16 protein-coding genes and 1 tRNA gene are annotated in these 19,486 nt (G+C 36.2%); 5 read left to right on the top strand and 12 right to left on the bottom strand.

Going from position 1 to position 19,486, the window contains the following annotated elements; translation table 11 throughout:
• Positions 1-221 precede the first annotated feature (221 nt).
• From ACFSAH_RS10710 to ACFSAH_RS10720, 3 genes are all read left to right on the top strand, one after another.
• Positions 222-515 carry a hypothetical protein gene (locus ACFSAH_RS10710; protein WP_379662730.1) on the top strand — a complete coding sequence of 98 codons (294 nt, stop codon included), beginning with the start codon at positions 222-224 and terminating at the stop codon, positions 513-515.
• 182 nt (positions 516-697) lie between these two features.
• Positions 698-931, top strand: coding sequence for a type II toxin-antitoxin system ParD family antitoxin (locus ACFSAH_RS10715; RefSeq protein ID WP_379662731.1), 234 nt, complete (start codon positions 698-700; stop codon positions 929-931).
• A gap of 2 nt (positions 932-933) precedes the next feature.
• Positions 934-1,227, top strand: coding sequence for a type II toxin-antitoxin system RelE/ParE family toxin (locus ACFSAH_RS10720; RefSeq protein ID WP_379662732.1), 294 nt, complete (start codon positions 934-936; stop codon positions 1,225-1,227).
• A 28-nt stretch (positions 1,228-1,255) separates the two neighbouring features.
• Here ACFSAH_RS10720 and ACFSAH_RS10725 read toward each other — a convergent pair whose 3' ends face one another.
• From ACFSAH_RS10725 to ACFSAH_RS10755, 7 genes are all read right to left on the bottom strand, one after another.
• Positions 1,256-2,035 (bottom strand): sialate O-acetylesterase, encoded by a 780-nt coding sequence (locus tag ACFSAH_RS10725; RefSeq protein ID WP_379662733.1) that lies wholly within the window; start codon positions 2,033-2,035, stop codon positions 1,256-1,258.
• A 64-nt stretch (positions 2,036-2,099) separates the two neighbouring features.
• Positions 2,100-2,174, bottom strand: a tRNA-Arg gene (locus ACFSAH_RS10730).
• A gap of 130 nt (positions 2,175-2,304) precedes the next feature.
• On the bottom strand, positions 2,305-5,097 hold the full coding sequence (locus ACFSAH_RS10735) for an outer membrane beta-barrel protein (RefSeq protein WP_379662734.1): 2,793 nt from the start codon (positions 5,095-5,097) through the stop codon (positions 2,305-2,307).
• A gap of 101 nt (positions 5,098-5,198) precedes the next feature.
• Positions 5,199-6,374 (bottom strand): AGE family epimerase/isomerase, encoded by a 1,176-nt coding sequence (locus ACFSAH_RS10740; RefSeq protein ID WP_379662735.1) that lies wholly within the window; start codon positions 6,372-6,374, stop codon positions 5,199-5,201.
• Positions 6,374-7,543: a glycoside hydrolase family 130 protein gene (locus tag ACFSAH_RS10745; RefSeq protein WP_379662736.1), complete on the bottom strand. Its 1,170-nt coding sequence runs from the start codon at positions 7,541-7,543 to the stop codon at positions 6,374-6,376. The genes ACFSAH_RS10740 and ACFSAH_RS10745 overlap by 1 nt, the downstream gene beginning before the upstream one ends.
• 33 nt (positions 7,544-7,576) lie before the next feature.
• Positions 7,577-8,962, bottom strand: coding sequence for an MFS transporter (locus ACFSAH_RS10750; RefSeq protein ID WP_379662737.1), 1,386 nt, complete (start codon positions 8,960-8,962; stop codon positions 7,577-7,579).
• The gene (locus tag ACFSAH_RS10755; protein WP_379662738.1) at positions 8,962-10,122 is read right to left on the bottom strand and encodes a glycoside hydrolase family 26 protein; all 1,161 of its coding nucleotides are present in this window, start codon (positions 10,120-10,122) and stop codon (positions 8,962-8,964) included. Before ACFSAH_RS10755 ends, ACFSAH_RS10750 begins: the two co-directional genes overlap by 1 nt.
• Positions 10,123-10,356: 234 nt before the next feature.
• On the opposite strand from ACFSAH_RS10755, the gene ACFSAH_RS10760 reads away from it, so the two are divergent.
• On the top strand, positions 10,357-11,235 hold the full coding sequence (locus ACFSAH_RS10760) for an AraC family transcriptional regulator (protein ID WP_379662739.1): 879 nt from the start codon (positions 10,357-10,359) through the stop codon (positions 11,233-11,235).
• Between the two features lie 70 nt (positions 11,236-11,305).
• Here ACFSAH_RS10760 and ACFSAH_RS10765 read toward each other — a convergent pair whose 3' ends face one another.
• The 4 genes from ACFSAH_RS10765 to ACFSAH_RS10780 form a co-directional block, all read right to left on the bottom strand.
• Positions 11,306-12,337 carry an IPT/TIG domain-containing protein gene (locus ACFSAH_RS10765; RefSeq protein WP_379662740.1) on the bottom strand — a complete coding sequence of 344 codons (1,032 nt, stop codon included), beginning with the start codon at positions 12,335-12,337 and terminating at the stop codon, positions 11,306-11,308.
• Positions 12,338-12,354: 17 nt separating this feature from the next.
• Positions 12,355-13,989: a RagB/SusD family nutrient uptake outer membrane protein gene (locus ACFSAH_RS10770; protein ID WP_379662741.1), complete on the bottom strand. Its 1,635-nt coding sequence runs from the start codon at positions 13,987-13,989 to the stop codon at positions 12,355-12,357.
• Between the two features lie 11 nt (positions 13,990-14,000).
• On the bottom strand, positions 14,001-17,132 hold the full coding sequence (locus ACFSAH_RS10775; RefSeq protein ID WP_379662742.1) for a SusC/RagA family TonB-linked outer membrane protein: 3,132 nt from the start codon (positions 17,130-17,132) through the stop codon (positions 14,001-14,003).
• Between the two features lie 339 nt (positions 17,133-17,471).
• Positions 17,472-17,852, bottom strand: coding sequence for a GreA/GreB family elongation factor (locus ACFSAH_RS10780; RefSeq protein WP_379662743.1), 381 nt, complete (start codon positions 17,850-17,852; stop codon positions 17,472-17,474).
• Between the two features lie 453 nt (positions 17,853-18,305).
• On the opposite strand from ACFSAH_RS10780, the gene ACFSAH_RS10785 reads away from it, so the two are divergent.
• Positions 18,306-18,542 carry a PLDc N-terminal domain-containing protein gene (locus tag ACFSAH_RS10785; protein ID WP_379662744.1) on the top strand — a complete coding sequence of 79 codons (237 nt, stop codon included), beginning with the start codon at positions 18,306-18,308 and terminating at the stop codon, positions 18,540-18,542.
• Between the two features lie 28 nt (positions 18,543-18,570).
• Here ACFSAH_RS10785 and ACFSAH_RS10790 read toward each other — a convergent pair whose 3' ends face one another.
• Positions 18,571-19,485 carry a carbohydrate kinase family protein gene (locus ACFSAH_RS10790; RefSeq protein ID WP_379662745.1) on the bottom strand — a complete coding sequence of 305 codons (915 nt, stop codon included), beginning with the start codon at positions 19,483-19,485 and terminating at the stop codon, positions 18,571-18,573.
• Position 19,486: the final 1 nt, after the last annotated feature.

The following is a 19,486-nucleotide window of genomic DNA, read 5'->3' on the forward strand; positions in this document are numbered from 1 at the left end:
AATATGGAAAACTCTCTGAGTTTCCCACATTCCAACAGGATAGCAATAGCAATTCTGATTGGAATTCTTTAGTTTTGGGTGTAGCTAGCTAGGGTAAGATTACACAATTAGTAAATTGGGTTGAATTTGAAAATACTTTCAGAGCAGAATGGATAAAAAAGAAATTAATTGCTTCATCAATTGCAACAAAACCATTATTAGATTACGTTAGTGTTGGATCGATGGTATTTTTTAAAGAACAAATTTCTAGACTTTCTAAAGATGAACTTGAGAAATATGATGATTTAACAAAAAAATATTTTAACCCAGTTTTTGTTGCAGGAAATTTAGACTACAAAAACGAAGATACACGAGAATTTGATATCGAGCTATTTGACAAGCTTTTTCCATCTTCGATGAAAGATTTAAATGTTGATTTCAAATCATATGAAAGTTTTTTTCTTTATTTAGAAAAAGTTTGCAAAGAGGGACTAAAAGAATTTGATAAACTTTTTAAAGAAGAGTTACGTAGATAAGATTTAAACAAATTATTTTATGTAAATTTTTATATCTTTGTTAAGAGCTAACGGAAACACGTTGAAAAGCAAAGCAATAAGCACCGTTACCAAATCGTTACCTGACTTTTTTGATAATCTTTATAAAAGCTTAGTATTCAGTCGATACAGCTTTTCCTGAAAACTTTAAAATAAAAAAGGTTATGTCAAAGAATACAAGTATTTCATTGGGTGGTTACTTTGAGGACTTTATAAATCAACAAGTTGAAAAAGGACGGTTTGGTTCGGCAAGTGAAGCCATACGAGCAGGACTACGCCTGTTGATACAGGAAGAAATCAAACTGGAGACCTTACGACGTTCATTAGAAGCCGGAGAACAAAGCGGTCGGGCAGACTATTCGCTAAACGAACTGATGAACGAGTTAGACAACGAGTAACTGTGGCATTTTATTTAACCAAACTGGCAAAGACCGATTTGATAGATATCGGTCATTATATTCAACAAAAGTGGGGTGTCAGGCAACGGAATATATATCTTTCTGCTCTGGACCACGCATTCCATTTTTTGGAAAGCTCGCCCGAGAGCGGCAAACCCTGTGACGAAATCAGGCCCGGATATTTTAAATACAGGGTGCACAAGCATATTATATTCTACAGAAAAGTAGCTGAAAAATCTATTGAGATTGTACGAGTTCTACATGGTAACACGGATACTGGCAAACAGTTTCAGTAGAATATTTTTTAGTAGTCTATACCAGTCTTTATTCTTTCCCCTGAAGTTTGAGCATGGCATCGGCGTAACGTTTACCGTATTCATTTGCTGAAGCTCCGTCAAAATGAGTCAGGTCGCCTTTATCTTTCAGGTTTTCTGCTGTAACAACATCCATTTTTTTGACTGTTAACGGAAGTCTGGACAAGCATTTGTTCATAAGAATATACTGCTCTTTAAATTGTCCTAACTCTCCGGCTACAATAGGTAATTTCTTGTTTTTGGTCAGTTTGCGAACCCGGTCTGTCAGTTCCTTAAACTTTCCGGTATATTCTTCGCATTTTGATTTAGAATCTGCTTCTCCCTGATGCCATATCATTCCTTTTATAACACCGTATTTCATGGCTTCTTTAATTCTTAAAACAGCATCATCATAAGGATGTGTTTTGGTTACATTATCCAAAACTCCTGGGGCCCATTTATTGATAGAGGTGCCTCCTACGGCACAGGGAATTAATCCAATTCGGATACTGGTATCCTGTTCTGCCATTTTAATCCCAAAAGACAATCCCGGCCCTGCAGCAGCCATTGTTGGCTTGTCAAAATGCAGTGGGTGTTTGGCAATTTTCCATTCATTGTTTTTATCAAGCACATACACACGGTTATTCTGAAGCTGTTTCAGATTCTCTGTCAACGGCCCTCTGCCTGCCATATTGGACTGTCCCATTAAAATATACAGATGAAAGTTTTTGTCCTTAACAGGTTGTTGTGCGTTTAAAATAGTTGTAACACAGATAAAAAACAATGAAAAGCGAAGAACTCTGGTGAACATGATATTTAAATTTAGGTGTGTTGTATATAAATTAGAAAAGAGGCCTTTCAACCTCTTTTTCTTCTGGTAGCCCCGAGCAGAATCGAACTGCTATCAAATGTTTAGGAAACATCTATTCTATCCGTTGAACTACAGGGCCTTTTTTTGTTGCGACAAATATAGTCAAAAGATTTTTTTGTAAAACTTATTTTAAAAGTATTCCTTCCTTGGCCTTGATAAAACAAAAGGCTCCCCTAGAGAAGCCTTTCCAATTAATCAAATACATAAAACTAAAATCTACCCATTCCTTGATGGCCGGACCCAGAAGGTCTGTATCTCTCTCTGTCTCCGCTATTAAAATTCGTGTTGGTACTACCTGCAAATTTGTTAATCCGCATAGTAAATGTCAGCATAAAATACCTGGATAATTTATTGCTTTGGCTATCCAGAATGTAGCTTTCGTTTACTGTTCTTGAGATTGCAGTACTTTCGTCTAAAAGGTCAAATGCGGTTAAACGTAAAGCTCCGGTATTCCCTTTAAAAAACTGTTTCTCTATATATGTATTAATAATAAAAGGGTTTGCATTTACACTGTTATATCCTTTATTAAAGTTTTTATCGGCCTGTGCTCCCCATAAGAATGTTTTGGTAAAATAAACTTTGCTATCGAAGGCTGTAGACCAGGTATGCACCTCCGAATTAGATCTGGAGTCTAAAGTAAAGTTGTTTCTGTTGTAGGTATAACTTACAGAAGGAACTACTTCTAACCAGTCTTTCGGTTGAATTTGAATTTGTACTCTTTGGCTCAGCACCAGGTTTTTACCAATGTTTTTCTCATCATTAAGGAAAGAAATATTGTTGTTATAATTAGCCATACCTCTTAAGCCAAACACATATTTTTTCTCTTTCAGTTGCCTGTTATAAGCATAAAACCCATTTAAGCTGTAATACCCGTTTGCATTGGCATAACTTCTCTCTTGTATAGCATCTGAATTTGGATCTTTTACAGATTTAACAGAGCTTACAATCTTATCTCTGGTAAAATTGGCGTTAAAGTTTGTAAAAAAGGTATTCCCGCTTGTTATGTTCGAATTATTAAAACGGATATTAACGTTATTGGTAAACTCGGCATCCAGGTTTGGATTTCCCACTACCGGATATTGAATGTTTGAACGGTCTACTACCGGCTGTATCTGGTTATAGCTTGGCAAATTGCTCCTTCCGTTATAGTTGATATTAAATTCTTTTGATCTGGAAAACTTATACTGAAACCTGGCTGAGGGGTAGATATTAAATGCCGTATTCCTGGTATAAAGGTTTTTTCCGGCAGACTCTCCTTTCAATACACTTGGTTGAACTCCCATACCCAAAGTATAGCTTATTTTATCTTGTTTTACACGATAGTTTAAACCTACTCTGTTTGTTATAAAACTATATTTATAATCGTTGCTAAGATCGGCATTAAATGCAGGAGCGTCTGTTTCTATTTTAGACTCCAGCACATTTCTGTCATTGTTAATCTTATTGTAACCATATTCGTAGTTAAATTCCAAACTCTTTGTTTTGGACAAGGGCTCAATATAAGAGGTATTGATGTTTATATTGTTAGAAGTGTTGTCGTTTTCTATCAATTGCTTTTGATACAGATTTTGAGCTGCAGTTATTGGATCATTGCCGTACTTGATTGACCTGTTCAGGTAATCCTGATTGCTGTTAGAACTGGAAGTGTTCATATAAGCACTTAAAGAAAGGTTTCTCGTCGTACGGGCAAATCTGTGATTGTATAGAATATCTGCTCCAAGGTTTGGATTTTTTGAGTCATTAAGATCCAGGTATTTTCCGTCTGAAGAAAGATCGCCATTGTTTAGAATGCTAAACTTTCCGTCTTCTGTTTTATCTGTTGTGGAGAAGGTGACTCTGGGAGTAACTTTAAGGTAATTCAGAGAGTCTATCTTATATTCAATATTAAAGTCGAAGCGATGGTTGAGGTTTTTCGACTTTGAATCGGTTTCTTTACCATCATCAATTGTGGTGTAACCGTTTTTTTCTGAAGCCAGATTTTGTTGCAACGAACTACTTTCTAATGTATTATTTCTTCCGAAGATGGAATAGCTTCCATAAGCCGTGACTTTTTTACTCCATTCGTCTCTATAGTTTATTCCAAAAGATTTAACATCTGTTAAACCCGAGGAATTAAAGCCCATAGCCCCTCCTCTGGGGCCTCTTCTGCCACCTCCCTGTTGGGTTAGGTTAAAAATATTGGCATTGGTATTATTAAAATTGGCTAGTACAGATATCTGCTGATTATTGTTAAACTTTGCCCCAAAAACGGATGCCTGATAGCGGTCTTTATCTCCGAAACCTACAGTTCCGCGGGTCAAATATCCTTTATTTCTATCTGGTCTGATCGTAAAGTTCAGAATTTTTTCAGGCTCACCATCTTTAATTCCGGTTATATTGGCTTGGTCTCCATAATCGTCAATTATCTGTACATTTTGCAATATATCTGCCGGTAAATTCTGGGTTGCTGTTTTTACATCGCCTCCAAAAAAGTCTTTTCCGTTTACTCTAACCCGGGTAATTTGTTTACCCTGAGCTGTAACCCCACCATCACGATCTACCTCTACACCCGGAAGCTTTTTTAGAAGATCTTCTGCTAATGCATTGTCTTTTAATTTATATTGATCTGCCCTGAATTGTAGAGTATCTTCCTTGACAACAACATCGGGTGTACCATCTACCGTAACCTGTTGTAACAACGTTACATCATTTTTTAAGATAATGGTACCTAATGAGAATTTATTAGAGGTAGTACTCTCGAAATTAAAAGCTTTCGAAAAGTTTTTAAAGCCTAAAGCGGTTACGGTTATTGAGAAACTCTTGTTTTTTACATTCTTAATGGTAAAATTTCCATCAATGTCTGTTACTGCACTTAAAGTATCTTTGGGAGACACTAGTTTTATTGCTGCGCCAATAACGGTATAGCCCGTAGAGTCTTTTAGTGTAGCGGAAACTTCGTTGGTTTGTGCAAAAGCCTGACCAACAAATAATGCTAAAATCAGGGAATAAAAAATCTTGTTCATTAATCAAAAAATCTCTGACGTAAGTTATATAATAGTACAGGCTGAATGGACTATCTTTTTAGAGAAAAGTTTAATGCTGATTGATTTTTTATTTAAAAGGTTTAACTTTTTCTGTGAAGGATCTCCAGACAGGCTCTTATATTATGGTACGGACATTTCCATAATCCCAACTTATCTTCACCCGGCATAACATTGTTTTTTTCGTCTACACCCCAAAACCATTCTCCGTTTTCGTAATCCAATATATGCTCTTTTATAAACTTCCAAACTTGTTCGAAGTGGTTATAGAATGTTTCTTCATTAGTCAGTTGAAAGGCATTATAAAAACCCACCAGTGCCTCGGCTTGTACCCACCAGTGTTTTTCTTGAATATTATGTTTAGTATCTGCGTTGCTTTCATATATTAAAGAGCCATCGGGCAACAATCCTTCTTTTGCTGCATACACCAGTTTAAGTGCCTGACTTTTTATTCTTTTTAAAATATCCTCTTTTCCCAAAACCTCAGCCGCTTCCTGCAATAACCAGGATGCTTCTATATCATGTCCAAAGGAGTAGATTTGTTCTTTATATCTCCAAAACTCATCCATAAACAAATTTAAATGGTCACTTTTCGGATTTATAATATGATTCTCAAAAACCAGCAACAGTTCTTTTAGCTGGTCTTTCAACCGGTCGTTTTTCCAATACCTGTATAAATTAGTATATGCTTCTAATACATGAAGATGCGTGTTCATGGTTTTCTTTTCATTGGCATCTTTATCACTCAAGCGCAGATCTTCTATTTCTGTCCAATCTTTTCCAAATGCTTCAAAGTATCCTTTATCTTTGGGGTCAAAGCAGTATTTTTCTATTGTATTAAAAATATCTATAGCTAAGTCTAACGCATCTTTATCTTTAGAAACACTATAGTATTCGGACAAACCATATATAGCAAAGGATAGTGCATAAGTTTGTTTTTTAGTATCTAATACCACTCCTTTGCTATCTAGCGACCAATAAACACCTCCATTTTCTTTATCATAGAAATAGTTTTTTATATAGCTGTAAGCACGATTAGCCAAATCAAAATGTTTTTGCTCTCCTGTGTATTTAAAGGCTGCTGAAAATGTCCATAAAATACGGCTGTTTAAAACAGATCCTTTAGGCGCATTCTTAACAAGTTGGTTTTGTTGATCTCTTTGTCCATAAAATCCACCATTGTCATGATCTACTGCATAGCTTTCCCAATAACTTAAAGTTCTGTATAGCTCTTGCTCTATTTCCTGCTCAATATCCATTACTGGTAGTTTTTATTTTTATCTATCAATTTTAGGATAGCGTTTACTGAATTTCTTGATGTTAACCCATCTTCTGGTGTATGCATCACGTAATCTAACAATTTATCTATAGTTGTGGTGGCTACGTGCATTCTTGTATCGGATGAGGCATAATAGATGTAAACCTGTTCGCCATCCTGTACCCAGCCATTGGCAAAAACCACATTGGAAACATCCCCAATCCGCTCTTCGCCTTCGGGAGCTATAAAATAACCTCCGGGCTTCTTAATAACCTTAGTAATATCGTTTAGATCTGTCAGAAACATATATAACACATATCTTAATCCCGCGGCAGTATTTCTTACTCCATGAGCTAGATGAAGCCAGCCTAATCTGGTTTTTATAGGAGCCGGTCCCTGTCCGTTCTTTGCTTCATAAACGGTATGGTATTGTTTTTTGTCTAGTATAATTTCTTCATCTATTACCGCATTTTCCATGGATGAACAAAAACCTACACCTATTCCGCCTCCTTTTCCTGCTTCTATAAAAGAGTCTTGCGGACGGGTATATAAAGCATATTTTCCATGTACAAACTCAGGGTGTAAAACTACATTTCGTTGTTGTGCAGATTGGGTCTGCAGGTCTGCTAAACGTTCCCACTTATTCAAGTCCTTCGTTCTTACAATTCCGCATTGTGCTACAGCAGCACTTTGATCTCCTTCAGGCGCACTTTCGTCTCTTCTTTCTGTACAAAAAAGCCCATATATCCACCCATCTTCATGAGCAGTAATCCGCATGTCGTAAACGTTTGTATCTGGCATTTCAGTTTCATCCAGTAAAATTGGTCTGCTCCAGAACTGAAACCCGTCTACACCGCTGGTACTTTCTGCTACTGCAAAAAATGATTTTCTATCCGCCCCTTCTACTCGCGCAATCAAACAAAATTTACCATTATGTTTTATGGCTCCGGCGTTGAAAACAGCATTTACTCCTATTCTTTCCATAAAATATGGGTTTGACTGTTTATCAAAATCAAAACGCCAATTTAAAGGAACATGCTTTGCTGTTAAAACAGCATTTTGGTACCTATAAAAGATACCATTGCCTGGCTCCAATCTATGATTAGGTTTATTTAACAGCTCTTCATGCTGGGTTTCTATCAGTTTTTTCCTCGACTCAAACTCGCTCATGTGCTTTCTATTTATTTGTTTTTTGTATACTGATTATTTATCACGTCTTTTTGTTAATTCTCTTGATATCTCTTGCATTTTTTCGTCTGAGAGACTATAAAAAAGGATAAAAAACATGGATATTAACGCTCCTGTAGCAGGCACTATACTCATCATCATTTTAAGTCCCGTTTGTGTGGCTTCTGCTTGTACTATATTCGCTTCAAAACCAAAAATTGCCAGGAACCATCCAGTAAGTGCTCCGCCCAATGTCCACCCTAATTTTTGTGACATAGAGGAAGAAGAGAAAATAAGCCCTGTTGCCCGTCGTCCTGTTTTCCACTCCGAGTAATCGGCAATATCTGCATACATTGACCATAACAGAGGGAAAATACTACCGGCACATATACTTATCAGAAATTGAAAAGTGAAGATAAGAACAAGGTCTTTCTCATTAAATAAATAGAAAAATGCACTTAATACTGCAGCAATAACCATGGCTACAGCAAAAGTTCTTTTCTTTCCGATTTTATCTGATACTGGCTTTGCTAATACAACACCAACTATATTTGCCGCCTGCCCCAAAACAAGGTAGAGGCTACTGTAATTTATAGACAGGTTTAAAGCTGATATATTAAATGCCTCCTGATTAACGATATAGTATTTAAAATAATAAATAGCGGAACCGTCCCGTAGAGAGTTAAATATCAATGTAGCGACTCCTGCTCCCAAAAGAATAAACCACGGTTTGTTTTTGGCTAAGTCTTTCAGATCATCTGACAAACGGTTCTTTTCTTCTTTCTGAGGTTTTATACGTTCTTTGGTCCAGGCAAAAGTAAGCAAGAAAAGGGCAGAGGCTATTACGGCAAAAATGGTTACGGTTAATTGCCAGCTTTTACTTAATGAGGTTCCGATAGAATTACTAAAAAAATCGACTAAAGGTTCTGCCGCTGCCAATACCAATATACTTCCGGCAAAAGCAAAAACAAAACGATAGGTAGAAAGCGTTGTGCGTTCTTTAATATCAGAAGTCATTACCCCCATTAAAGATGCATAAGGGACATTGATGGCTGAATACACCATCATCATTAGCGTATAGGTTATGTATGCATAGATAATTTTCCCCTCGGGACTCAAATCTGGAGCAGTAAAAGTAAGGATTCCTATTAACCCAAAAGGAACAGCTACCCAAAGTATAAACGGTCTGAATTTACCCCATTTCGTTTCTGTTCTATCAGCCACAATACCTACAATAGGATCAAACGCTGTGTCCCATATCCGGGTTACTAAAAACATGGTTCCAACTACCGCAGCTGGCAAGCCAAAGACATCGGTATAATAATATAAAAGGTAAACTGAAAATATTTTCCAGAACATGGATGATGCAAAATCCCCCAACCCATATCCTACTTTTTCTTTAATGCTTAGCTTTTGGTTCATTATGGTTTTATTTTATAGAGATTTAACTTTTTTACCTCTTTCTGAAACAGTATCTGGCTTAATTTGTAAAACTTCTTAAAATCTGAGGCTGATTTTTGCCCTTTATATGGTGCATAATAATGCATCTTGTTTTCTGCATTAAGTCCATGATTACGCCATACAAGCACATAACTTATTGGAAAGTCTTTAATTGCCGGAAATAAAGTTCCTGTCCACCAACTTGCATCAGGTATAGCTTCAAAGCCAGTTTCTGCTAATGCGGCAGGTTTATTTCTGGTTTTTGCTTCTTCTGTAAGCACCCTAAGGTTGTTTTTTAACTGTTCCTGAAATTGAATAGATGATTTCTGAAGATCTTCTTTTGAAGCATTACTCTTTGCAAACTGATATACATCAAAACTTAACATATCAGCATAATTATCTCCGGGATAGCGTTCCAGAAACTCTTCTTTATCTTTAAAGCTATTGGTGTTGAATACGTATATTAAATGGTGGAGTTGCTTTTTGTCTCTGAGATATTGTACAGTAAGCCTCCACAAATCAATATATTCCTGAGAAGTGCAATGCGTTTTTCCCCACCAAAACCAGGGGCCGTTGAGTTCATGAAAAGGACGAAATAAGATTGGAATTTTAATACCTTCTTCTGTTTCTAAAGCATTTAAAAATATTGCTACCCTATCTAACCATAAAAGATATTTTTGATGTAATTTACCATTAGGAAGTATCTCTGCTACAGCTTTTGTAGTTTCCCATGAGCTTCCTAAACTTACAGGATTATCCAAATGCCAGCTAATTGTATTAATGCCACCTCTCTGATAGACCTCTTTGATATAGCTTTTAATTTTTTCGAACGGAACTTTATCTAAATTTTCTTTATTTCCATGTTCTATTCCTCCTATATCCCATCCGTAGACTGCCGGATAATCTCCAACAACATCTTTTATATCACTACGCCCCGGTTCATATTTCCAATTTACACCATAAGCTAAATCGTCCTGATGACCAAACATGATTCCCTTCCCTACATTTTTACCAATGTTTTTATAAAGGGTCTGAGTCTCTATTGATGCTTTAGTATCTATTAACTGCGCAACAGCGTCATTAAAAAGTGCTGATATGATCATAAATATTCCTAAAAAAAACTTTATTGCTTTACCAATCATGTTCTTGGGCTTATAACTATTCAATATTAACAAGAAAACACATCACAGAGATAATACTTTTTTAACCTTTTAACTTGTTTTTTTACCCTTAGACAATCTCTAAAAAATAACAAACCGACTAAAAACACAACTAAACCTCCTTAAACAGCAACAAAACCCTTATCTGTTATATTATATTTATTTATCTATCAAACAATAAAATCCGTATATTAACTTTAGAATTATTTTTCTATTATGAATAACCCAGCTATCACCAAGGAGATTACTCCTTTAACCCAAAATGATTGTTTTACTCTTTTCTCCAGAGTAAAGAAGGAATTCAATTTTCCGCTGCATTACCATGATGAATTTGAATTAAACCTGATTATTAATGCAAAAGGAGCAAAACGGATAGTGGGAGACCATATCGAGATTATCGATGACATAGAACTGGTCTTAGTTGGTCCAAATTTGCCTCATGCCTGGTTTACCCATGACTGTAAAAGCGAAAAAATCACAGAGATTACCATACAGTGGCACAGAGATCTGATAGATGAAAAGCTTTTAAGGAGAAATCAGCTTCATTTTATCAAAAAAATGTTTGAAAGAAGCTCAAAAGGATTATCCTTTTCACGTGAAACTATCGAAAATATAGCACCGAGAATTCTTTCTCTTGATAAAAAGAGTGGCTTTGACTCAGTAATCTCTCTATTATTGATTTTAAATGATTTATCTACTAGCAGAGGAATAACCACATTATCCGATGCTGGTTTTGTGGATACAAATGTTTCTTACAACAGTCGTAGAATAGACAAGGCTTTTGATTATATGAACACCAATTACGATAAACCTATTGTGCTGAAAGACGTGGCAAAATTGGTAAATATGACAGAAGTTTCTTTCTCAAGATTTATCAAAAAAAGAACCGGTGTTACTTTTATTGACAGTTTAAATGAAATAAGGCTTGGCCATGCTACCAGAATGCTTATAGAAACAACCCATACCGTTGCCGAAATATCTTATAATTGCGGTTTCAACAACATATCTAACTTCAACCGCATTTTCAAAAAGAAAAAGGGATGCACACCAACTGATTTCAGAGAAGATTATAGCGGCACCAGAATTTTCATTTAATCATATTACATAAAAACGGCGTTGCTTTTATAAAAGCAACGCCGTTTTCTTTTTAGTATTCTATTTATATTTACATTAAAACCAAATCATCTATATAAACTACCGTAGTTGCTGCTCCTGAATATTCTTTTATTTCAATAAAGCTCAGACTAGTAGGGCTACCAAAATCTGATAGAGGAAATTCATACGTCAGCCACTTTCCTGACTCAGCAATAGTTATATCTTTATATCCTGGTGTTGAACTATTGTTTAAAAACACTCTGATTTTTTTGCCTACAGCTGCACTTTCTGCATATAAAGAGAATTTCAGCGAAACAAATCCATTTAAATCCAAATATGGTGCCGTTTTTTGTAGCTTAAACCCTCCCCAGCCCGCATAGTTTATCTTCATAGAAGAGGTTCCTCTCAAAACAGGAGACGGGGCTGTTACCACAGCATTTGGCGCACTATAGGATGCATTACTCCAACCGGTAGCCAAAGCATCTGTAAATAATGCATACTTAAACCCAAATACTCCCTGTGATTGTGTTGTCCCGCTTGTGGTGGTTACGGAGATATGGCCATAAGCACTTTGCGGAACTTTAACTTTAATCTCGGTAGGAGTAGAGCTTATTATCTCAGCATCTTCATTCCCAAATTTAACGGTTGTTACATTAATAAAGTTTAAGCCGGTAATAGTAACAATATCTCCCGGATCTCCCACGGCAGGAGCCATATTTTTAACTACTGGTTCTGGTTGCTTAATCTGGAAGCCATATTTCACAGAACCGTATTTGGTAAAAACTGTAATCGGGTTATTCAACACATCAGGTAAAATAGAAGGGACTTTTACTGTTATTGTAGTGTCGTCAGCATAAAACAATGAGTCTGCTGCCAAAACCGTATTAAAATCTATTTTATTGGTAGTAGAAAGGTTGTTTCCTTTAATAATAATCCAATCTCCAAAATCGCAGGTAGCTAAAGCTGTGCTTCTATGCTGAAGATCTGTTACTGAAGTAATTTGTGGAGGAGTTGTATCCTCTTTCTTTCCTTCTTCTTTTTTACAAGCAATAAGGGTTGATAATACACAGATACCAATCCATATTTTCTTAAAATTTCTCATAATCAATCTGTTTTAAATTACCAGAATTTATTATTTTCTTTAATTGCCTCATTCGACAGCATTTCTCCATTAGGTATAGGGAAAAGCAAATGTTTTTCGCTTCTACTTTTTGAAATATTATCCTGTCCTGCACTTATTTTATTCATTACCTGCAAGTAGACGCCCCAACGTATCAGGTCAAACCTCCTGATTCCTTCAAACACAAACTCTCTTGCTCTTTCTGCTAATACAAAGCTTCTAAACTCTTGTTGAGTAAGGTTTGATACCAGCGATGCATGAGCCCGACCTCTTATCTCGTTCAGGTATTCATAAGCTTTTACTGAAGGCGTAGAGCTTAACTCGTTTTCTGCTTCGGCTGCAATCAGGTAAACTTCTGAATATCTAAGCAGAGGAAAAAAGGCGTCGCTATTGGCAATAGTTGGATCTGCAACATCTTCATATTTTATTACATAGGCTCTGTCGTCTGTTGTACCGTTGTTGTTGTAGGTTACGCCTCCTATAGTTTTGTATGTAGCCGCTTCCCAGGAAGGGTAGAAATACTTCGTTTTACTAGCATTGTTCATTTCATAGTTATGCTTTACGCCTTGTAAAACCCTTAAATCATTTACTTCGTAATCTCTATAATGATTATTGGTAAACCATACGGCCCCCCTACCAAATGTAGAAAAAGCAGAAAAATAAGCACTCAAGTTATTGGTAAACAAGTCTGTCCCAGCCAAAGATTGCAATTCCCACATATTCTCTCCTTTATTTCTGTTTTCCTTTTTCCAGATATCTTTCCATGATGCAGTAAATAAAGAATATTCGTTATCTCCCAGCAATTCAATTGCTTTGTCCCTCGCCAATTCAAAATATACCCTACTGTCCAAGCCCTCAAGTCCCGCTACCACGCTTTTTGTATAGGTGTAAAGATTATTGTCTTGCCCACCACGTACACTAATTTGCGCACCAGACAATGATCCGGAAGCCATAGTTAGATAGGTTTTTGCTAAAAAAGCTTTAGCAACTCCTCTTTTTACTCTGCCTGGTTCTCCTGATTTAGGATTGCCTTCTGGAAGAAGCATTTGTTCAGCCTTTTTAAAGTCTTCTATGATAAATTCATAAACCTCTTTTACCGGAGATTTTGGTACATTCGGATTCGGATCTTCGGACAGAGATTTACCCCGCAGAGGAACAGCTCCATAAAGCTGCACTAACTGAAAATAAGCCCAACCACGCAAACAGTAAGCTTCTCCAATTATTCTTTCTTTTACTTCAGCATCTATATCCTGTTCTATTTTACTTACATTTTCAATAACTACGTTTGCTCTGGAAATCATAGAATAAAGACCTACCCATGGTCCGTCAACACCCCAATACCCCTGATAGTTTCCCGCTCCTGTAGTTCCCAAAAACCAATCTGCTCCTGATACATGATCGTCATCTAGCACAGTCATATTCCAAAAGGGCTGCTTATAAAGATCCCAGGAATATAGGGTATTATAAACACCGTTTATTGCAATTTTGGCATCATTTTCATTCTTGTAAAAGTTATTAGGTGAGAGAAAAGAATATGGCTTTTCTTCCAGTGCTTTTTTACAAGAGGTGACAGTTGTTCCTGCCAGCGTCGCAATCACAATTGTCTTTATAGTATTTTTAAATAATCTTTTCATAACAATCTGTATTAAAAACCGCAACGTAATGACAAATTAAAAGTTCTGGAATTAGGATATCCTCCCAAATCAACCCCAAACAGCGCCGGGTTACTACCATAACTGTTCATCTCTGGGTCGTATCCTGAATAATTTGTAAAAGTGTAAAGATTGGTAACTCCTACTGTTACTTTAGCAGATGCCACTCCCTTTATAAGCTGTTTAGGTAAATTATAACCTATAGCCAGATTCTTGATACGTACAAAACTTCCATCTTCCACAAATCGCTTGGAGAAATAAATGGTACGCCAAAATTGTCTGATAGCTTTAGGGGAAGTTGCTGCTGAATTATCTTGCCCTTCTTGCCAAGCTCCATCCAGCATATCTTTAGTTACATTCTTTTGCGAACCTATATTTGCATTAAAACGGGTATTCATATTAATTATATCGTTACCCTGTACACCATTAATGAAAACTGTTAAATCAAAGTTTTTGTACCTGAAATTGTTTGTGAACCCAAAACTGTATTTGGGATTGACATTTCCAATAAAGGTTCTGTCACTAAGAGATATTGCAGAAGGATCTCCATCTAAGTCTTTGTATTTAATCTCACCTATCATTCGGCGAATAATATCATCACTCTCATTATGATACAATAATGAGTTCCTTACTTCTGCTTCATTATCATAAAAACCATCTTCAACATAACCGTAAATGGCTCCTATAGGGTGGCCTATTGCCTGTATAAAAGGCTGATCGTTGGTAGATATATTGGTCGCATATTGTTCTAAAGGGCCTCCTAGATCCAAAATCTTATTCCGATTAAACGCTATGTTGAATGCTGATTTCCATTCGAAATCTTTTCTACTAAGTACCCTTCCGTCAATAGCTACTTCTAAACCTTTATTTTCTATGGATCCCGAGTTACGCAACTGTCTCTCAAAACCAGTAGAAGAAGGAGTTGTTACATACTGCAACAAATCGTTGGTCTTCTTCTGATAAAGATCAACATGTAGATTAATTCGGTTTTTAAACATCCCTAAGTCCAACCCCAGATTATAAGCTGTGGTGGTTTCCCACTTCAGATTAGGGTTTGCAGGTCCTGAATAAAAATCATCAGCCAAACCACTTTGAAGACTTCCATTAAATGGATAATTATACACCGTAAGTTTAGACAATGAGGAATAAGCTCCAATCCCCTGATTTCCGGTCTGTCCATAACTCAGCCTCAGCGCAAGATCATCAACTGATTTTACATCCTGAAAGAATGATTCTTTATTAAGTTTCCATGAAAATGCTGCAGAAGGAAACCCTGCCCACTTATTCTCTTCACCAAATTTACTGGAACCATCTGCCCGATAAGAGAAGGTAAACAAGTAACGATCATCAAAAGCATAGTTTACTCTACCTAAGAAAGAAACCAAAGCAGAAGATGATCTTGACCCTTTTATAGGCATAACCTGTTCTGCCGATTCAAGATTTTCGTTTTGCAGAAAATCATTCGGAAAGGTTTTACCTTCTGCTCTTTTCCATTGAGAGTTTGAAGATTCATAAGTAGAAGCTCCCACTACATTAAAGCTGTGTTTATCTACAATTTTATTAAATGTTAGAATACTTTCAGAGACAACACTAGAATACCTGTTATCTGATTTTAATCCCCATCCTTTAGCAGCAAATCCTTCATAAACCGTTTGTGGATAATATTGATCTCTATTTCCTGATCCATAATTAAAACCTAAATTCTGTCTGAATTTCAGATCTTTTAAAACTGCTACTTCTAAATAGTTAGATGAAAATATATTGTAAGTATTTACCCTATTCAGGACATCATTGGTATAAATTACCGGGTTGGTAATAAAGTAAGAATCACCTGTGTCATTATATGGTTCAATTTCAGTAACCGTTGCAGGAAAAGAGATTGCAGATCTGATAACCCCAGCACTAGCTGCATCAGACTTATCGGTTCCTGTTTTCACTCCGTTATTTATAGTATTAGATATCGAAGTACTTGTTCCTACTTTAAATATTTTCCCAAGATTTCTGTTAAGATTAAGGTTAAGCCCTAAACGTTGATAATCTGAATTATTAATTACTCCATCCTGATTCATATAATTAAAAGACAGACGATGACTGCCTGCATCGGTAGCTCCCGAGATATTTACATTATATTGCTGAGTAAAGCCTTGTCTGAATATTTCATCCTGCCAGTTGGTATGCACATTTTCATAAACAGACGGATTTGGAAACCTTAGGGTGTAATTAGTTCCATCATATTTATTAGCATTCATTAAAGACAGATTTTGAAACTGTGCATATTCATAAGGAGTAAGTACTCTAATCTTTTTGGAAACATTTGACGTTCCTAGGTTAACTGATACTTCGACTTTATCTTTTCCCAATTTTCCTTTTTTGGTAGTAATTAAAACAACGCCATTAGCTCCTCTGGAACCATAAATTGCAGTAGCCGAAGCATCTTTTAATACATCGATACTTTCGATATCATTAGGGTCCAGAAAGGACATTACGTTATTGGTCTGTTTCTCATCCTCTCCTAAAGACTGCGGTGTAGCATCGTCATTACTCGCATTAAAAGGGACGCCGTCTATCACATAAAGAGGTTCTGTTCCTCCGAGAAAAGAGTTAGACCCTCTTATTTTAATACTCAAGCCAGCCCCGGGAGCACCATCATTTTGGGTAACATTCACCCCTGCAAGTTTACCCTGCATGGCAGACAACACGTTTCCTGGGTTTTCCCGATTGAGATCTGCAGCGCCAATGCTTTGTACCGCTCCTGTTAAATCGGCTTTTCGTACGGTTCCGTAGCCGATAACCACAACATCGTCTAATTTTTGATTTACAGGTTTTAGAGTAATATTTACAACTTCTCTTCCTCCGACCACTTGTTCATGAGCCTGCATCCCTAAAAAGCTGAACACCAAAACTGCGGTACTTTCTGATACTCGAACCGAATACTTTCCATTACCATCAGTCATTGTTCCTACTGATGTTCCTTTGATAGAAACTGACGCTCCTGCCAATGGCAGCCCTTCTGAGTCTGAGACCACTCCCGTAACCATCTTATTAGACAAGCTTTGTGCAAACAACTGAATTCCTACTGTAAGCAACCCTACTGTGAGCAGGAAAATCTGTAGAATTTTTCGCATAATTTATACTTTGGTTAGTTAACTCAAAGATGGAAAGTATTTACCCTGATTTATAATATTTTTTTGACCAAAACTTGTTAATTTAAGACTAAAAACAATTTTCACCCTCAAAAACTCTTTAAAAAAGCCATTTATACCCCCTGCAGGAGTAATACTATTTTATCTTTATCTTAATAAAATCAAGACAAAAACAAACTTACCCTATTTGGTTTTATAAAACCCCAGGAAATTTGTTAATTAATTGTAGTAAAAGAAAGAGGGGTTTAATCAATGAAGGAAAACAAAAAGCTATGCAGCATTCATTAAAAAAGGCTACCTTTTGGGTAGCCTGCTCTAAAATTACTCGTTAGTTACTTCTATAATTTTAAATTTCTTTTTACCATCAGGCATTTCCCATTCTACGATAGCACCTGTTTGGTAACCTAAAAGAGCAATACCAATGGGAGCAAACACAGAAAGTTTCTGTTTTTTCATATTCGCTTCTGCAGGCATAACCAGCTGAAAGATAAAAGCTTTATTATTATCAACGCTTTCTATTTTCACTTTAGATTCTAACCTGACAACATCTTTAGGCAAATCTGCGTCATCCAAAACTTTAGCGCTGCTAAGTTCTTCTCCCAATTTTTGTTTGTTGAACTCGGACAAAGTAGTGCTCAACTTTAGATGCTCTTTTAAAATGTCAAAATCTTTTTTTGAAATAATTAATTGTGATGTTTCCATATTCCAATAGTAAAATGTTGTTTCTGAATTTGTTAAAAAAAATAATATGAATTTGGTAAGGGGACTCCCCAAAAACTTTAACTGGGTTAAGAGATTTGGGGCCTAAGAAATAAAGTCTTTAGAACTCGTTTTGGAAAGAAAATCAGGATAAATACCTATAAATGAAGATATAGAAATTCCCTGTCGGCAAATTGTAGCGGCTTTTGATGTGGGGGCAATATTTATTCTTCTCTTTAAGTCCATATGCGGTCTTCACACAATTTTAACGTTTTTATATTTCTTATCAAAATTTTAACCCGACTTGTTTTTCTTATTAGAGTTTTTTGACATTCTGATACAACCTTAAGGAAACTTATTTCACAAGCTTTAGAGTCTGTTTAAATTTTACAATTAAATTTAAACAGACTCTTATATTTGAAAATATATTGATATTATTGGATAAACTTTGTGATAATGATAGGATCTGTTTTACTACAACTTTCTCAAACCGGTTATTTTATAATGCTTGCCGGACTGTTTTTTTTTCCGTTAGTTGTAGCTATAATTACAGCAAAGGATATTTTTTACAATAAGAATATTGCAGAGAATATGAAGATTGTGTGGTTTGCTCTTGTTATACTTATCCCACTAATTGGTCCGATTATCTATTTTTTCTGGGGGAAATCTCATGCTGCTAAGAAAAACCATTAATGCTTTATAACTATTTATTCCTTTTTATTCAGACAGAAACAATTGGCAACTTTTCTTGAAAATACTCAAATTCCTGTTTGCTATAAGGAGGACAAGCCCCTGCATGCATAGTAACAAAGGCAGCTAAAGCAGAGGCATTATCTAAGCATTTTTCTGACTGTTCTCCTTGTAAACGCCCCGCCAGAAAGCCTGCCAAAAATGAATCTCCACTTCCTACGGTATCCACTACTTTTACAGGGTATATTGGACGACTGTATTTTAATGCCCCCACATGTAAAGATGCCCCAGCGCTTCCCTTGGTAACAATGACCTCTTCTATCTTAAATTTTTCACATAAATACGGAACAATCTTATCCTCATCTTCCGAAAAGTCCAGATTTTCTGCTAGTAAACTCAGCTCTGCTTGATTGAGTTTAAGCAAATGTGTTTTTGTCAGCAATTGTTCCAGTATTGCTAAATCGTAATGTGGTGCGCGTAAATTGATATCAAAAACATTGAAAGTAGAATACTCAAGCATTTTAAACAGCGTTTCCTGAGATGTTTTATTACGGGCGGCTAAACTCCCAAAGACAAAAGCACTTGCTTCTTTTAACAAAACTGCATATTCTGGTTTCCACTCTATAAAATCCCATGCTACCGGATAAATAATATCATAATTAACCTCATTGTCTTCTGAAATATGGGCAATAACTTCACTCGTTTGATATTTATCGGTTATTTGAAGCAGATGAGATGGTAGTTTCATTTGCTCCATAAAATTCAGCAGCTCATTTCCCAATACATCTGCGCCTACACAACTCACCATACAACTGTCTATTCCCATTTGTCGTAGATGGTAGGCTACATTCATAGGAGCGCCTCCCGCTTTACGACCAGAAGGTAAATGATCCCACAGCACTTCTCCGAAACAAATTACCTTCTTTAGATTTCTTTGTTTTTCCATA

Source organism: Pseudopedobacter beijingensis (assembly GCF_042678145.1).
In the GTDB taxonomy this organism is placed as follows: Bacteria; Bacteroidota; Bacteroidia; order Sphingobacteriales; family Sphingobacteriaceae; genus Pseudopedobacter; species Pseudopedobacter beijingensis.

Bases quoted from the DNA above. Each gene is read 5' to 3' on its own strand.
- ACFSAH_RS10745 (WP_379662736.1), bottom strand. From the start codon at position 7,543: ATGAGCGAGTTTGAGTCGAGGAAAAAACTGATAGAAACCCAGCATGAA.
- ACFSAH_RS10715 (WP_379662731.1), top strand. From the start codon at position 698: ATGTCAAAGAATACAAGTATTTCATTGGGTGGTTACTTTGAGGACTTT.
- ACFSAH_RS10735 (WP_379662734.1), bottom strand. From the start codon at position 5,097: ATGAACAAGATTTTTTATTCCCTGATTTTAGCATTATTTGTTGGTCAG.
- ACFSAH_RS10790 (WP_379662745.1), bottom strand. From the start codon at position 19,485: ATGGAAAAACAAAGAAATCTAAAGAAGGTAATTTGTTTCGGAGAAGTG.
- ACFSAH_RS10710 (WP_379662730.1), top strand. From the start codon at position 222: ATGGTATTTTTTAAAGAACAAATTTCTAGACTTTCTAAAGATGAACTT.
- ACFSAH_RS10750 (WP_379662737.1), bottom strand. From the start codon at position 8,962: ATGAACCAAAAGCTAAGCATTAAAGAAAAAGTAGGATATGGGTTGGGG.
- ACFSAH_RS10760 (WP_379662739.1), top strand. From the start codon at position 10,357: ATGAATAACCCAGCTATCACCAAGGAGATTACTCCTTTAACCCAAAAT.
- ACFSAH_RS10785 (WP_379662744.1), top strand. From the start codon at position 18,306: ATGATAGGATCTGTTTTACTACAACTTTCTCAAACCGGTTATTTTATA.
- ACFSAH_RS10775 (WP_379662742.1), bottom strand. From the start codon at position 17,132: ATGCGAAAAATTCTACAGATTTTCCTGCTCACAGTAGGGTTGCTTACA.
- ACFSAH_RS10780 (WP_379662743.1), bottom strand. From the start codon at position 17,852: ATGGAAACATCACAATTAATTATTTCAAAAAAAGATTTTGACATTTTA.
- ACFSAH_RS10755 (WP_379662738.1), bottom strand. From the start codon at position 10,122: ATGATTGGTAAAGCAATAAAGTTTTTTTTAGGAATATTTATGATCATA.
- ACFSAH_RS10770 (WP_379662741.1), bottom strand. From the start codon at position 13,989: ATGAAAAGATTATTTAAAAATACTATAAAGACAATTGTGATTGCGACG.
- ACFSAH_RS10725 (WP_379662733.1), bottom strand. From the start codon at position 2,035: ATGTTCACCAGAGTTCTTCGCTTTTCATTGTTTTTTATCTGTGTTACA.
- ACFSAH_RS10740 (WP_379662735.1), bottom strand. From the start codon at position 6,374: ATGGATATTGAGCAGGAAATAGAGCAAGAGCTATACAGAACTTTAAGT.
- ACFSAH_RS10765 (WP_379662740.1), bottom strand. From the start codon at position 12,337: ATGAGAAATTTTAAGAAAATATGGATTGGTATCTGTGTATTATCAACC.